The organism is Plantactinospora sp. CA-294935, assembly GCF_050936445.1.
Taxonomy (GTDB): Bacteria; Actinomycetota; Actinomycetes; order Mycobacteriales; family Micromonosporaceae; genus Plantactinospora.
The window spans coordinates 1,927,832-1,941,342 of the sequence record NZ_JBNJMU010000001.1; the positions used below are offsets into that span (position 1 = coordinate 1,927,832).

The window sequence follows — 13,511 nt, forward strand, 5'->3', positions numbered from 1 at the left end:
GACGCGCACCGGCCCGGCGCCGAAGGGTCGGTGGCGGGAACGGGACCGGCCCGCCGTCGCGGAAGTGCTACGGCGGGCCGGTGCAAGCTCGCTCAGCTCGGCGTCACGGCCACCTGGAACTGGTACGAGGTGCCCGCCGTCGCGCTGCCGTCAGGGTAGATCCCCCGCACGCTGAGCAGGGTCTGGCCCGCCTTGGTCGGCGTCCAGGTCACCGACGCCCCGCCCGTGCCGTCGGCGTCCACCACCCGCTGCGGCTGGCCGAGAAACGTGTAGCGGTACCGCACCACGCCGGGCAGCCGGGGAGTGAACGTGAAGACTCCGGGGACGCCGACCCCACCCGACGCCGCGCCGGCGGGGTAGTCCGGCGAGGAGACGAAAGGCTCGGTCCGGACCAGGAAACTCCGGGTCGCGGTGGCCTCCAGTCCGGCGGCTGTCCGGCTGGTGACCGTCAGGGTGCGCTGACCGCCCCGGTTGTCGGTGAGGCTGACGGTGGCAGTCCCGTCCGGTCCGGCGGCGACCGTCTGCTCGGGCTCCCCGTCGAGGTGGTAGCGGTACTCGACCACGTCCGGCATGCCGGGACGGAAGGTGATCGGGGTGGCCACACCCGGCTCGGTCAGCCGGCCTTCGATGACCGGAGCGGTGTTGTTGACCCGAAAGTAGTAGCTCGTCGCCGGGGACCGGTTCCCGGCCTCGTCCATGCCGTACACCGTGATCCAGTTCGGGCCGTCGTCCACCGGGGTGATGGTGACCGTGGCCCGCCCGCCCGGCCCGTCGGCCGGTACGTACTGCGGGAGGGCGCTCTTCAGCCCGTAGCCGAACCCGACGACATCCGCGTCACCGTTGGCGTCGAAGGTGAACTCACCGGGGATGCCGATCCCGCCGTACCAGCCGTCGTCGTCCGGGTAGTCGGCCGAGGAGACCGTCGGCGGCTGGGCCGGGGCCTCGCTGTCCCGGGCGAAGTAGCAGGTCTGGCTCCACGCGCTGGTCACGCCCGCCTCGTCCCGGGCCCGGGCCGCCCAGGCGTACGTCCGGCCGTGTTGGAGCGCCGTCCCGGGCATGGTCGTCCAGGTCTGGGTTCCGCTGTAGTACCCGCCGAGTTCCGTCTCGGTGCGGCTCGCCGGGTCGTCGACCGGCCACAACGCGAACGTCGTCCAGACCACCGCCAGGTCGCCGGTGGAGTGGTCCGGGTCGGTGGAGGTCGCGAACAGGTACAGGTCGCCGGTTCCGAGCACCGGGTACGGCTCGGCCGTGGCACAGGGCAGGTCGGGATAGAGGTACAGGTTGGTCGGCACGTCCGGCGGGGTGTTGTCCTCGGCGGCGGCCAGGGCGGGTTGCCCGGTGGCCGCGAGCACACCGGCGGAGATCGCCGCGGTCACGACGGCGAGCCGCCGGACACTGCGGTGTCGGTAATGGACCGTGCTGGGCGCGAGACGCATGCGCCGTCCACCTCCACGAAATCGTCCCCCGTGGGTTTGGGGAGGGAGCATGATCATATCGACGGATGGCAGCCGGACGGTAACCCTTTGTCAAAGGTGGGCGCAGCCGGATCGACCCGTCGGTAGTGGACAGAGCGGCCCGAGAAGGTCTTGAAGGGGTGCCGGAGGTCAGTCCACGGAGGGCTGGCGCTGAGCGTACGGCTCCAGCGCCGGGCGCTTGGCGGTGATCGTGTCGCCGGACGACCGGCCGGTGAGCCGGCGCCTGATCCAGGGTGCGAAGTGCTGCCCCACCCAGCGCAGGTCCGCACCCCGGGCCGCCAGCCACGGCGTCGGGGCAGGTCGGGGCGGCACCACCAGCCAACCCTCGTCCGGTACGACGTCGAGCGCGGCCAGCACCCGGGCGGCGACCCGGCGATGGCCGGCGGCCGACAGGTGCAGCCGGTCGGGGCTCCAGAGCACCGGGTTGAGGAAGACGTCGTCGGCGAAGAGGTCCACCAGCTTCGCCCCGTGCCGCTGCGCCGTCTCGCCGACGGCCCGGTTGAGCAGCGCCACCCGGGGGGCGACGAGCCGCTGGCCGGGCAGCCGGGCCATCACGTCGGCGAACCGGAACAGCAGCACGTCAGCCCCGGTCGCCCGGAACTCGGCGACCACCTGGTCGAAGCGCTCCACCAGGGCATCCGGCTCGAAGTTGCGGCGCAGTACGTCGTTACCGCCGGCCGCGAAGCTGACCAGGTCGGGACGCATCGCCAGGGCGGCCGGCACCTGCTCGGCCACGACGTTGCCGAAGAGCCGCCCCCGGATGGCCAGGTTGGCGTACCCGAAATCCGGCCCCGCCTCGGCGGCCAGCGTTGCGGCCACCAGGTCGGCCCAGCCCCGGAAACTCCCGTCCGGGTACGCGTCGTCCAGTCCCTCGGTGAAGCTGTCACCCACCGCCACGAAGTTGCGCCAGCGCACGTCGCGCCTCCCCTGCACTACTCCCCAGTCCCACCACCCGCCGGGGGCGGACTCCCACCGGCCGGGGGCCAGTCTGTCAGCCGGCCCCCCGGCCGGGACACGCCCGGCGACCGAAGGTGATCGGGACCGCAGGCCCGACCGCGTGCCGCTCGTCGATGCGACACCCGGCCGACCGACCCGACAATTCGGCTGCTCCGCTCCGGTGCCGGGTCTAGGCTGCCCGGATGTTGCTGCGGATGTCCACGCTGTTTCTGCGTACGCTGCGCGAGGACCCAGCCGACGCGGAGGTGCCGAGCCATCGGCTGCTGGTCCGGGCCGGTTACGTCCGTCGCGCCGCCCCGGGCGGCTACACCTGGCTGCCGCTCGGCCGGCTGGTGCTGGACCGGGTCACCCAGGTGGTCCGGGAGGAGATGGTCGCGATCGGCGGCCAGGAGGTGCTCTTTCCGGCCCTGCTGCCCCGGGAGCCGTACGAGACGACCGGCCGGTGGACCGAGTACGGCGACGACATCTTCACCCTGAAGGACCGCCGGGGCGCGGAGTACCTGCTCGGCCCCACCCACGAGGAGATGGCCACCCTGCTGGTCCGGGACACCTTCACGTCCTACCGGGACTTCCCGGTCTCGATCTTCCAGGTGCAGACCAAGTACCGCGACGAGGCGCGGCCCCGGGCCGGGCTGCTGCGCGGGCGGGAGTTCCTGATGAAGGACTCGTACTCGTTCGACCTGGACCGGGCGGGGCTGGCGGCGGCGTACGACCGGCACCGGGCGGCGTACCAGCGGATCTTCGACCGGCTCGGGTTGGCGTACACGATCGTGGCGGCGACCTCCGGCGCGATGGGCGGCTCCGCCTCCGAGGAGTTCCTCGCCGCCACCCCGGTCGGCGAGGACACCTTCGTCGGCTGTACCGCCTGCGACTACGCGGCCAACACCGAGGCGGTGACCACCCCGCCGGCACCGGCCGGCGACGTGCACGCCCACCCTCCGGCGCAGGTGTACGACACCCCGGAGACGCCGACCATCGAGTCCCTGGTCGCGCTCGCCAACGCCCGGCAACTCGGCGGCCGGACCGACTGGACGGCCGCCGACACCCTGAAGAACGTCGTCGTCGAGCTGCGCCGGCCCGGCTCGGACGACCCGGAACTGCTGGTCATCGGCGTACCGGGGGACCGCGAGGTCGATCTCAAGCGGCTCGCCGCGGTGCTGAGCCCGGCCACCGTGTCGATGTTCGACGGCTTCGCCGACCGGCCGGAGCTGGTCCGGGGCTACCTCGGCCCGCAACTGCTGGCCAAGCTCGGCATCCGCTGTCTGGTCGATCCCCGGGTGGCGCCCGGCACCGCCTGGCTGACCGGCGCCAACGAGCCGGGGCGGCACGCCACCGACGTGGTCTGCGGACGGGACTTCACCCCGGACGGGACGATCGAGGCGGCCGAGGTCCGGGCCGGCGACCGGTGTCCGGCCTGCCGCCCGGGGGTGCTGACGATCCGCCGGGGCGTCGAGATCGGGCACGTCTTCCAGCTCGGCCGGCGCTACACCGACGCGTTCCGGGTCGACGTGCTGGGCCAGGACGGCAAGCCGGTCCGGTTGACCATGGGCTGCTACGGCATCGGGGTGTCCCGGGCGGTGGCGGCGATCGCCGAACAGCACCACGACGACCGGGGGCTGGTCTGGCCGGCGGCGGTGGCGCCGTGCGACGTACACCTGGTGGCGGCCGGTAAGGGGCCACAGGTGGAGGCGGCGCTGGAGTTGGCCGGGCAACTCGCCGGGCGCGGCCTGCGGGTGCTGGTCGACGACCGGACGCACGTCTCGGCCGGGGTCAAGTTCGCCGACGCCGAGCTGATCGGAATCCCGCGCGCCGTCGTGGTCGGCCGGCGCTGGGCCGACGGGTACGTCGAACTGCGCGACCGCGCCACCGGAGACCGCACCGAACTGTCGGCGGCGGAGCTGCTGGCGCGGCTGACCGAGCCGGCCCGTCCCGGATCGGACGGCTCCCCGGCGAGCTAGTGGCCGTCTCGCCCTGTCATTGCCCAGGGCGGGAGCCAGGCCGCCTCGGGGAGCGGTGCCAGGCTTGCGAAGTGGTTGATGATCGCCCGAAGTCCCGGGTGCGGACTCGTTCTGGGGAACATGAGGAAGAGCGGGTAGACGAGCATCGGGTTCACGATCGGGATGCGGCGTAGGTCGTGGTTCACCGGCCAGATGTACCGGTCGCGCGCGCCGACGAGGGTGGCCAGGTCGGCGGAGTCCGCGAGGGCGTCGAGGAGTACCTCGTTGCCGAAGTTCGGGCCTGCCGCGTCGATGCGGAGGTCGAAGGCGCTGCCGAGCTGATCGTAGAACTCCGCCCATTCGCTCCGGGGCACGATGCCCGGCACCCAGATCCGATGCTCGCGCAGTTGGGGTGGTGTCACTGTTCGTGCGGAGGCGAGCGGATGCCTGGGGCCGACGAGGAGTTCCAGTGCGGAGTCGAAGACGTGGGTCATTTGCACGTCGCGCGGCAGCGTGGCCGGATCGGTGACGGTGCGGAACGAGGCGTCGATCTCGCCTGCCTGGACGGCGGCGGCCGCCACGTGCGGGTCGTCGACCCTGAGGGTCACCACGTCGAGGTCGGTTTCGGGATGCGACCGCCAATAGTCGTGCAGGACGACCGCCTGCGCGCTTCGCAGCCCTAGAACGTCGATCCGTTGGGCCCGCGAGCCCGGCCTTACCGCGGTGACGGCGCGATCGGCACCCGCGACGATATTCCGGGCGTGTGGCAGGAATGCCTGGCCGTCGAGCGTCAGTTCGACCCCTCGGGCGGTACGGGTGAACAGGCGGACCTCCAGCTCGCGCTCCAGGGTGGCGACCCGCTTCGAGACCGCCTGCTGCGTCACGCCCAGCTCGTCGGCCGCCTGCTGCAACTGTCCCAGCTCGGCCGCCCGGACGAACGATCGCACTGCCTCGGTGTCCACCGGTCCAGCCTATGCATGCCCAACTGATCGTTGTGGCTCGCCGAAAGGCGGTTGTTTGATCCTGCCCCCGGACAGCCGATGTGATCACCGGACCCAAACACCGGTTGTCGCGGAGGAGTCAGGTGCGCGTGAAACTGGGGCCCGGTTTCGGCTGGCTGTGGTCGGCCTACGCCGTCAGCACGTACGGCACCTGGATCGCCTTCGGAGCGTTCCCGCTCATCGCGGTTCGAGTGCTGCACTCGTCGGCATTCGCGGTTTCGCTCCTGGAGGCGGCCGGGCTTGCCGTCGCGGCAATCATCGCCATCCCGCTCGGGCCGTGGGTCGAGCACCGGTCCAAGCGTCCGGTGATGATCGCGATGAACCTGGCTCGGTTCCTCGCGATGGCGAGTGTTCCGGTCGCCTACCTCCTGGGCCTGCTGTCCTACGGCCAACTGCTGGTCGTCTCGGTCATCTCCGGAGCCGCGAGCATCGCCTTCACCGCCGCCTCCGGCGCGTACCTGAAATTGCTCGTCCGCAGTGATCACCTGCTGACCGCGAACGGAAGATTCGAGGGCACGAACTGGGTGGCGACCGCAGCCGGACCGCCGCTCGGTGGCGCGCTCATCGGGCTGCTCGGCCCGGTCATCACTGTCACGGCCGACGCCGTCAGCTACCTGCTGGCCGCGCTCGGGATCCTCCGCATCCGCGGCGGCGACGTCGCGGCACCCCGCGACGGGGCCATCCGGCAGCGCGGGGACGACCTCCTTGGTGGCTGGCGGTTCATCCTGCACGACCGCGCACTACGGTGCCTGTTCCTCAACTCGATCCTGGTCAGCGGCCTGATCATGGCCACCGTCCCGCTCCTGGCCGTCCTCCTGTTGGGCGAATACCACTTCCCGGCCTGGCAGTACGGCCTTGCCTTCGGCATCCCGGCACTCGGCGGCTTCGTCGGCGCCCGCCTCTCCGCACGCCTCGTGCAGCGTTACGGCCGGCACCTGGTCATGACCGTCTCCGGCTGGCTGCGATCGCTATTCCCGTTCGGTCTCGCGTTCCTCCAGCCCGGCATCGCCGGACTCCTCACCGTGATCATCGTCGAGAGCCTGCTGATCACCTGCATGGGCATCTTCAACCCGATCTACGCCACGGAACGCCTGCAACGGACTCCCGCGAATCATGTCGCCCGGGTACTCAGCGCATGGAGTGTCAGCAGCAAACTCGGGCAGGCCACCCTCACGGTGATCTGGGGCATCCTCGCCACCCTCACCAGCCCGCTCGCCGCGATCACCATCTCCGGCGTTCTCCTGCTCGCCACCCCGCTCTTGCTGCCGAGACGGACACACCTCTCCGACCCTGAACCCGCGACGCGCTGAACATGTCGAATCTGCACACCACCACCGACCTGACGGCGCCCATGACGGCGAACCGCCCGCTGCACGCCGTGCCGGCAACGTCCCGGCCTCCTACACCTGGTCCGTCGGCCGGCTGGCCCGGCGGGACCGCTGTGCCTGGTAGAGCCGCTGGCACTCGGCGTACCGGGGCAGCAGGTCCGCGGCGCGCAACTCGGCGAGGCCAGGTGCGTCGGCGTCGCGTTCGGAGAGGATCGCGTCGAGGTCGGCCGGCCAGGGCAGCGCCAATTCCGGGTCCCGGACGTGCACGATCCGCTCCCGCGCCGGGGCGTACCGGGCGGAGCAGAGGTAGCTGACGATGCTCTCCTCCTCCAGCGCCACGAAGGCGTGACCGACCCCCTCGGGCAGATAGACGGCACGGTTGTCGATGGTGTCCAGCCGGGTCACCTCGTGCCGGCCGAAGGTCGGCGAACCGACCCGCAGGTCGACCACCATGTCGAGTACCGCGCCGCGCGGGCAGTAGACGTACTTCGCCTGGCCGACCGGCACGTCGGCCCAGTGCACACCCCGGATCACGCCCCGCCGGGAGACACTCTGGTTGGCCTGCGCCACGGCCAGCTCGAAGCCGAGCGCGTCGGCGAAGACCGCCGCGTCGTACCAGACGACGAGCCGGCCCCGGTCGTCGGAGAACTGCTGCGGGAGGAACTCCCAGGCGCCGGGGATGGAGAGCTCGGTGGCCTTCACTCGCACCTCACAGAGTCGCTCGGTTCTCTCCGGCTTATCGGGACCAACCGCACCATACCGTCCAACGGCCGGAGTGGCCGATCGGAAACCCGACACGGTGTTAGCGTGCCGGGCAGGGGGTAGCAGGTGGTATCGGGAAACCGGGGGTTCGGAGGCACACCGTGACTGAGGTCAGAGTCCGCGACGTCATGACCAGGGGGATCGTCTATCTACCCGCGGCCACCACTCTGGACGAGGCCGCCCGGGCCATGCGGGACGCCGACATCGGCGACGTGGTGGTGACGGACGGGCCGAACCTGTTCGGCATGGTGACCGACCGCGACATCGTGGTCCGGGCCGTCGCCGAGGGCAGGGATGCCCGGCAGACCACGATCGGCTCGGTGACCGCCCGAGACATCGTGATGATCGAACAGAACTCCACCGCCGCCGAGGCCGCCGCCCTGATGCGGGATCGCGCGGTACGCCGGATCCTGGTCTGCGACAACGACCGGCAACTGGTCGGCATCGTCTCCCTGGGCGACCTGGCGGTACGCCTGGACCCGTCGCCGGCGCTGAGCGAGATCAGCGAGGCCGGTCCGCGCCCCTGAGGCACCTCGGTAGCCTGGGTCCATGCCGCAGTCGATGCCACCGAAGCTCGCCGAGATCGTGGCGGAGTTCGCCGCCGCTCCCCGGGACGTGGTCCTCGAGATGCTGCTGGAGTACTCCGACGCGGTGCCGCCGCTGCCGACGGAGCTGACCGGCCACGCCGGGATGGAGCAGGTCCCGGAATGCCAGACCGCGTTCTTCCTGCGGGCCGAGGTGGCCGCCGACCGGACGGTGACGACCTGGTTCGACTGCCCGCCGGAGGCGCCCACCACCCGGGCCTTCGCCGGGATCCTGGCCGAAGGGCTGGCCGGGGCGAGCGCCGACGAGGTGCTGGCCGTGCCGGACGATCTCTACCAGCGGATGGGGCTGGCCCAGGCGATCAGCCCGCTGCGGGTACGCGGCGGCAACGCCATCCTGGCCCGGCTCAAGCGGCAGGTCCGGGAACAGCTCGACTGACCCGCACCGGACCGAACCCCGAGGTGTGGCAACGTTTCACGTGCAACAGTATCGACAGGCGTCGCTCCATAGCCGCCGGAGGGGGGTTCGTCAGTGCGCCGCTCCGGCCACCCGTTCCACCTCGGCCAGCATCAGCCGCAACGACAGGCTGTGCCGCTCCGGCGGCAACCGGTCGAGCGCCCGCCGGGCGTGGCCGAGACCGCCGGCCGCGTCTCCGGCGGAGGCCATCATCAGCCCCCGGTGCAGCTCGATGTGGGTGGCGAACCGGGGCAGGCTGTCCGGGCGGGTGCGGTCCGCCGCGTCCTGCGCGGCCACCGCTCCGGGATGGCCGAGCCGGGACAGCAGCATCGACTCGAAGGTGTGGAACCGCCACCGCGGCACCGCGAAGTCGGAGATCTGCTCCGAGCTGCCGGCCGTGTCGAAGACCCGGCGGGCGTCGTCCAGCCTGGCCAGGCCGGTGGCAGCGTCGCCCCGGCAGGCCGCGACGTGCGCCTGTGCGGTCAGCGCGTTCAACCGGCCCAGGGTCGGCCGGTCGGAGAGCGCGACGGCCTGCTCGGCGAGGCGGGCGGCGACCGGCAGGTGCGCCCCCTCGTACGCCAGCGCCAGGGCGGCCCGACCGCGTACCCAGACCCGGGTCTCCAGGTCGCCGGAGCGGTCCGCCGCGACGGCGGCCATCTCGTACGACCGGATCGCGCCCCGGCCACCGTCGTTGCCGGGCAGGGTCTTGCCGTGCACCGTCATCAACCGGGCGGCCACTCCCCACAGGTGTGGACTGTCCAGTTCCTGTTGCAGCACCACCAGGTCGGCGGCGAGCCGGGCCTGCAACTCGGCGGCGCCGAGCGACATGTAGTCCTGCCCGTACGCCTCGGCCCGGGCGACCCACTCGTCGATGTCCCGACGTGGCCCGATGGCGGCGGCGAATCCGTGCTGGACCAGCTCGGCCACGGCGGAGGAGACGACGACGGTCGCGGCGAGCGCGAGGGCACCTCTGCGGTTCACACTGTCTCCCAACACCCGCTCGTAGGCGAGGACCAGGTCCGGGGTGGCCGGTCGCTTGCCGAGCTCGACGTTGCACAGATGACTCTTGCTGTAGTTGGTACGGGCCGCCATCTGGGTCAAAGTGACCTGGGCGTCCGTACGCGCCACCCTCAGCCTTGCGCCGACGTGATCCATCCGTCTACCGCCTGTGCGCTCCGGAAAACACCTGAAAACCGCGCCTACTATCGGTAGTTCTCTGGTTACGGGAATGTGGGGATGTGGATCGCTTCAGTTCGATGTGGCACCGGTCAATGTTCTACCGCTTCCGGGCTCAGAACGTAAGCCTGGGATGACCTCGGGATCGGTGCCGGGACGGGAGTTCCACGGCCCGCGGGTATGACACGGCTCGACCTCATCGGCCTCCAGGTCGGCTCGTGATCGGTCCGCGCGGGACCGGGGCGCGTACCCGCTCTCTTCCCCCTGGGAAGCGGGCAGGCGCCCCACCGGGTGCGGCGGTCGTGCCGGCGACCGCCGCACCTTCCCGGCCAGCCCAGGAGGCGACTCGGCGTGCGGGTTCCCGGGATCACCGGGCTTCGCAACCTCATGATCACCAACGGGTCGCATCCGTCCTACATGGACCCGACCCCGCCCGAACACCCAGCTCAACCGCCCCACAACCGACGACGCCACAGCCGGAGGGCTGGCGCGGTGGCGAGTACACCGACTACTGGTCCTGTTCCGGACGGTTCCACTCGCATCTCCACCAATCTGCGGCGACAACGGAGTGAGACGCTGGCGTATCTGTTCCGGAATCCGCACCGCATGCGCAGGCACGCCTCACCTTGCGGTCTGGCACACTGCAGCGATGCTGACGTTTGATCGACTCTTCGCCGAGCATGTCGCGACCGGGCTCGCCCGCCAGATGGCGCTGAGCGAGCTGGTCGGCGAGCGTGACTGGCAACTCGACCTGCCCAGTGGCACCGTGACCTTCGGGAACGACCTGCGGTACCACATCCAGCTACTCGGCACTGAGAGCCACGACGACGGTAGCTGGCTGTGGGCATGGGCCAACGAGGCGAGCGACCTCCCGCCGGCGGTGCTGCGTTTGTGCGGCTGGCTGCGCGAGTACGGCCACCGCCAGGGAATTGCCGAACTCACCGAGCCCACGTTCGCGCTTCGGCGCGCAGACGGTCACCGCCTCGCCCTGCTGGCCTCCGGCCTGACCGGCCGGTGTTACTTCCGCGGCCCGTACTCCGGCGGCGCGGTCTTCTTTCACCTCGACGACGCCCCGCCGCAGATCACCGCGGCTGTCCGGCCGGAGCGCGCGCTGACCGTCCTGGGCCAGGTCATTCAGGGCTTCCAGGTGGAGCACCGCATTGCCGTGGAGTCGTTCCTGCACCAGCAGTCGTGGCGCCTGGACCAGGCGCCCACGTCGGTGACCGCGCACCACTCCGACGGATCCACCCTGCGCGTCGACTTCGACGCCCAGGGTCGTGTCAGCAACATGTCCGGCACGGTCAAGGCTGTGGCGTAGTCGCTCGATCGGCTACCACCGCGGCAACGGCGAAACCGACATCGCCCGAGCCACCCGACGCGCAGCCCATCGCCCACACGACCTCATCGACGCCGTGACCAGGAGCAACCCGACAACGCAATAGCTCTGATTCGGACCCGCACATCCGGTTGTCGATGTGGTAGACATCGACAGCCTGTGCTGCCCCCTCGGCGGGGGTGACCGGCGGCGAGCCGGTCGACGGGGGCGGAGGGAAGTCGGATGAGCGAGACGACGCTGTGCCTGCCCTGCGCGCTCGCCCTGCGCCCGCCGGTGACCGCGCCGCCCCACCACTGCCCGGGGCAGGTACGCCTGGTCTCCGGCACCGGCCAGGTCCGGATCGTCCTCTGCGGATGCCGCATCTGCTGGCCGGGCCGCTCGACCAACCCGTCCGGCCCAGAGCCGGCCGAGCCGGCCACCGCGAAGCCGACCGAGCCGGCCGAGCCGAAGCCGGCCACCGCGAAGCCGACCGAGCCGGCCGGGCCGAAGCCGACCGACGGGTCGGGGCAGCCGTCAGCCGACCTCCCGGGCGAGCCCCTCGACGACCTCGGCGTTCGGCAGGAGCCCGAGGGCGGCGCCGGGTAGCGCGATCTTGCTGTGTCGGACGCCGGACCCGACGATCACGTACGGCGTACCGACCACTCGCGAGTCGACCAGGATCGGCCACTGGCCGGGCAGCCCGATCGGGGTGATGCCGCCGTACTCCATCCCGGTCAGCTCGACAGCCTCGGCCATCGGGGCGAAGCTCGCCTTGCGTACGTCGAGGTGGCGGCGCACCACCCCGTTCACGTCGGCCCGGGTGGTGGCCAGTACGACGCAGGCGGCGTACCGGACCGCCCCCTCCCGCTTGCCGGCCACCACCACACAGTTCGCCGACACGTCCAGCCCGACGTCGTACGCGGTGCAGAAGGCGGCGGTGTCGGCCAGGGTGGCGTCGATCGGTGCGACCAGGATGTCGTCCCCGCCGACCGCCGAGTCGGCGGGCCAGCGGTGCAGGGCCTCGATGACCGGCGGTGCGAGCAGATCCTGGCGGGTTCGGGCCGGCTCCGTCTTCAGGGTTCCCATCACGCCCGTGATCCTCGCACCGACCGCCCCGGCCAGGCACACCGCCCGCGTTCCGGTGCATCGACCGGCGGCGGTGACGGCCAATCAGCTACCGGCGAGGAAGGCGTTGTCCGGCACCAGGGTGCGCTCCCGGAGCCGGTCCCGTTCGGGTGCCTGGGCGGCGCGCTCCCGCTGCAGCTCGACGTCCTCGATGGCGTGCCGGACGGCGAACCGGACCACGCCGTAGAGGAAGACGAAGCCGCAGACGTACATCATCGCGGCCAGAGCCATGTAGATCATGCGTTCGAGCCTAGGCGCCGAAGCCGGAAATTATTCGCGTACCGGACGGGGTCGCCCGGTCGGGTGGCGCAGTACGGCGTCGAAGACCTGGGCCAGTTCCGCCGCGTCCTCGCCCGCGTGGTGGGTGTGCGGAATCCCGGTCAGCCCGAGGGCGTGCTTGATCTTGCCCTTGTGCGTACCGGCCCACTCGCTGCCGGTCCGTCCCATCCAGTAACTGCGCAGGTCCACTCCGGAACCGGTCGCCCCGAACGGACTCCGGCCGGTGAACCGGACGAAGTACCAGTGCACGAACATCCCGTCCCAGACGGCGGGAGCGGCCAGGAAGACCGGCCGGCCCTGCTTGCGCAGCCCGTTCACCCACCTCGCCGCCGCGGCCATCGCCACCTCGGCCGGCGGCGCCTCCCGGAGCAGGCGCTCCCGATCCAGTCCGGAGACGGCGAGCGCCTGCGGCACGAACTCGTCGGAGATCGGGCGCAGTTCGGTGTAGAAGGCCAGCTCAGGGCGCCCGGCCACCGCCATGCCCAGCGAGATCATGCTGTACGGCCCGGGGATCGGCCCGTCCGCCTCGACGTCGACCGCGACGTACAGCTCCGGAAGATCAGCCACGGGACCAGCTTGCGGTGCCGGGGCCGGAGGGGTCCACCGAATTCCGCCCGGACGCCGAAGGGCGGCCCGACTGCGGGACACGCCACACCTGAATATTAGTTGAGGTATTCGGGGATACCCTCGACCCGTGACCGAACCCGCACACACCCTCACCGTCGGACAGCTCGCCGAGCGCAGCGGTGTCGCCGTCTCGGCCCTGCACTTCTACGAGGCCAAGGGGCTGATCACCAGTACCCGGACCAGCGGTAACCAGCGCCGCTACGGCCGTGACATCCTGCGCCGGGTCGCCTTCATCCGGTTCGCCCAGCGGGTCGGTGTGCCGCTGGCCCAGATCCGGGAGGCCCTGGCCAGCCTGCCGCAGGAGCGCACACCCACCCGGGCTGACTGGGCCCGGCTCTCGGCGAACTGGCGCGGCCAGCTCGACGAGCGGATCGTCGCCCTGCAACGGCTCCGCGACGACCTCTCCGACTGCATCGGCTGCGGCTGCCTGTCCCTGGACCGGTGTGCCCTCTCCAACCCCGACGACGTGATGGCCAGCACCGGCCCGGGGCCGCGCCACCTGCTCGCCGGCCTCACCGGGCCGGCACCCG

Annotated in this window: 14 protein-coding genes and 1 pseudogene; 7 read left to right on the forward strand and 8 right to left on the reverse strand. The window is 71.4% G+C overall.

All coding sequences use genetic code 11. The features are described 5' to 3' along the window. Positions 1-92 precede the first annotated feature (92 nt). A complete protein-coding gene (locus ACQEVC_RS08680) occupies positions 93-1,436 on the reverse strand; it encodes a hypothetical protein (protein ID WP_432874922.1) in 1,344 nt (447 codons plus the stop codon). A gap of 168 nt (positions 1,437-1,604) precedes the next feature. Next, a complete protein-coding gene (locus tag ACQEVC_RS08685; protein WP_432874924.1) occupies positions 1,605-2,390 on the reverse strand; it encodes an SGNH/GDSL hydrolase family protein in 786 nt (261 codons plus the stop codon). Positions 2,391-2,614: 224 nt separating this feature from the next. Between ACQEVC_RS08685 and ACQEVC_RS08690 the strand changes: the two genes are divergently transcribed. After that, positions 2,615-4,390 carry a proline--tRNA ligase gene (locus ACQEVC_RS08690; protein WP_432874927.1) on the forward strand — a complete coding sequence of 592 codons (1,776 nt, stop codon included), beginning with the start codon at positions 2,615-2,617 and terminating at the stop codon, positions 4,388-4,390. Here the strand turns inward: ACQEVC_RS08690 and ACQEVC_RS08695 are convergent. Further along, positions 4,387-5,331, reverse strand: coding sequence for a LysR family transcriptional regulator (locus ACQEVC_RS08695; protein WP_432874930.1), 945 nt, complete (start codon positions 5,329-5,331; stop codon positions 4,387-4,389). The genes ACQEVC_RS08690 and ACQEVC_RS08695 overlap by 4 nt on opposite strands. A gap of 122 nt (positions 5,332-5,453) precedes the next feature. Between ACQEVC_RS08695 and ACQEVC_RS08700 the strand changes: the two genes are divergently transcribed. Beyond that, positions 5,454-6,680 (forward strand): MFS transporter, encoded by a 1,227-nt coding sequence (locus ACQEVC_RS08700; protein WP_432874933.1) that lies wholly within the window; start codon positions 5,454-5,456, stop codon positions 6,678-6,680. 90 nt (positions 6,681-6,770) lie between these two features. On the opposite strand, the gene ACQEVC_RS08705 is transcribed toward ACQEVC_RS08700, so the two are convergent. Continuing rightward, on the reverse strand, positions 6,771-7,400 hold the full coding sequence (locus ACQEVC_RS08705; protein ID WP_318399762.1) for a dTDP-4-dehydrorhamnose 3,5-epimerase family protein: 630 nt from the start codon (positions 7,398-7,400) through the stop codon (positions 6,771-6,773). A 161-nt stretch (positions 7,401-7,561) separates the two neighbouring features. Between ACQEVC_RS08705 and ACQEVC_RS08710 the strand changes: the two genes are divergently transcribed. Then, entirely contained in the window at positions 7,562-7,987 is a 426-nt protein-coding gene (locus ACQEVC_RS08710) for a CBS domain-containing protein (RefSeq protein WP_432874936.1), read from the forward strand. A 22-nt stretch (positions 7,988-8,009) separates the two neighbouring features. Then, positions 8,010-8,441 carry a SufE family protein gene (locus ACQEVC_RS08715; protein WP_318399766.1) on the forward strand — a complete coding sequence of 144 codons (432 nt, stop codon included), beginning with the start codon at positions 8,010-8,012 and terminating at the stop codon, positions 8,439-8,441. Between the two features lie 90 nt (positions 8,442-8,531). Here ACQEVC_RS08715 and ACQEVC_RS08720 read toward each other — a convergent pair whose 3' ends face one another. After that, positions 8,532-9,614, reverse strand: a complete 1,083-nt coding sequence (locus tag ACQEVC_RS08720; protein ID WP_432874940.1) for a helix-turn-helix domain-containing protein — start codon at positions 9,612-9,614, stop codon at positions 8,532-8,534. A gap of 670 nt (positions 9,615-10,284) precedes the next feature. Here ACQEVC_RS08720 and ACQEVC_RS08725 point away from each other — a divergent pair. Continuing rightward, on the forward strand, positions 10,285-10,953 hold the full coding sequence (locus ACQEVC_RS08725) for a DUF6882 domain-containing protein (RefSeq protein WP_432874943.1): 669 nt from the start codon (positions 10,285-10,287) through the stop codon (positions 10,951-10,953). Between the two features lie 240 nt (positions 10,954-11,193). After that, on the forward strand, positions 11,194-11,556 hold the full coding sequence (locus ACQEVC_RS08730; RefSeq protein ID WP_432874946.1) for a hypothetical protein: 363 nt from the start codon (positions 11,194-11,196) through the stop codon (positions 11,554-11,556). Here the strand turns inward: ACQEVC_RS08730 and ACQEVC_RS08735 are convergent. The 3 genes from ACQEVC_RS08735 to ACQEVC_RS08745 all read right to left on the reverse strand — a co-directional run bounded on the left by ACQEVC_RS08735 (position 11,485) and on the right by ACQEVC_RS08745 (position 12,921). Then, positions 11,485-12,036 carry a YbaK/EbsC family protein gene (locus tag ACQEVC_RS08735; RefSeq protein ID WP_432891182.1) on the reverse strand — a complete coding sequence of 184 codons (552 nt, stop codon included), beginning with the start codon at positions 12,034-12,036 and terminating at the stop codon, positions 11,485-11,487. The two genes, ACQEVC_RS08730 and ACQEVC_RS08735, sit on opposite strands and share 72 nt — an antisense overlap. Before the next feature lie 84 nt (positions 12,037-12,120). After that, a complete protein-coding gene (locus tag ACQEVC_RS08740) occupies positions 12,121-12,315 on the reverse strand; it encodes a hypothetical protein (protein ID WP_318399774.1) in 195 nt (64 codons plus the stop codon). A gap of 30 nt (positions 12,316-12,345) precedes the next feature. Beyond that, positions 12,346-12,921 carry an exonuclease gene (locus ACQEVC_RS08745; RefSeq protein WP_432874949.1) on the reverse strand — a complete coding sequence of 192 codons (576 nt, stop codon included), beginning with the start codon at positions 12,919-12,921 and terminating at the stop codon, positions 12,346-12,348. Positions 12,922-13,048: 127 nt separating this feature from the next. Here ACQEVC_RS08745 and soxR point away from each other — a divergent pair. Then, a pseudogene (soxR, locus tag ACQEVC_RS08750) lies at positions 13,049-13,486 on the forward strand (redox-sensitive transcriptional activator SoxR); the annotation flags it as partial. Between the last annotated feature and the right edge of the window lie 25 nt (positions 13,487-13,511).

Excerpts from the sequence above, each read along its gene's own strand:
- ACQEVC_RS08680 (WP_432874922.1), bottom strand. The coding sequence starts at position 1,436 with ATGCGTCTCGCGCCCAGCACGGTCCATTACCGACACCGCAGTGTCCGG.
- ACQEVC_RS08690 (WP_432874927.1), top strand. The coding sequence starts at position 2,615 with ATGTTGCTGCGGATGTCCACGCTGTTTCTGCGTACGCTGCGCGAGGAC.
- ACQEVC_RS08715 (WP_318399766.1), top strand. The coding sequence starts at position 8,010 with ATGCCGCAGTCGATGCCACCGAAGCTCGCCGAGATCGTGGCGGAGTTC.
- ACQEVC_RS08720 (WP_432874940.1), bottom strand. The coding sequence starts at position 9,614 with ATGGATCACGTCGGCGCAAGGCTGAGGGTGGCGCGTACGGACGCCCAG.
- ACQEVC_RS08725 (WP_432874943.1), top strand. The coding sequence starts at position 10,285 with ATGCTGACGTTTGATCGACTCTTCGCCGAGCATGTCGCGACCGGGCTC.
- ACQEVC_RS08730 (WP_432874946.1), top strand. The coding sequence starts at position 11,194 with ATGAGCGAGACGACGCTGTGCCTGCCCTGCGCGCTCGCCCTGCGCCCG.
- ACQEVC_RS08735 (WP_432891182.1), bottom strand. The coding sequence starts at position 12,036 with ATGGGAACCCTGAAGACGGAGCCGGCCCGAACCCGCCAGGATCTGCTC.
- ACQEVC_RS08740 (WP_318399774.1), bottom strand. The coding sequence starts at position 12,315 with ATGATCTACATGGCTCTGGCCGCGATGATGTACGTCTGCGGCTTCGTC.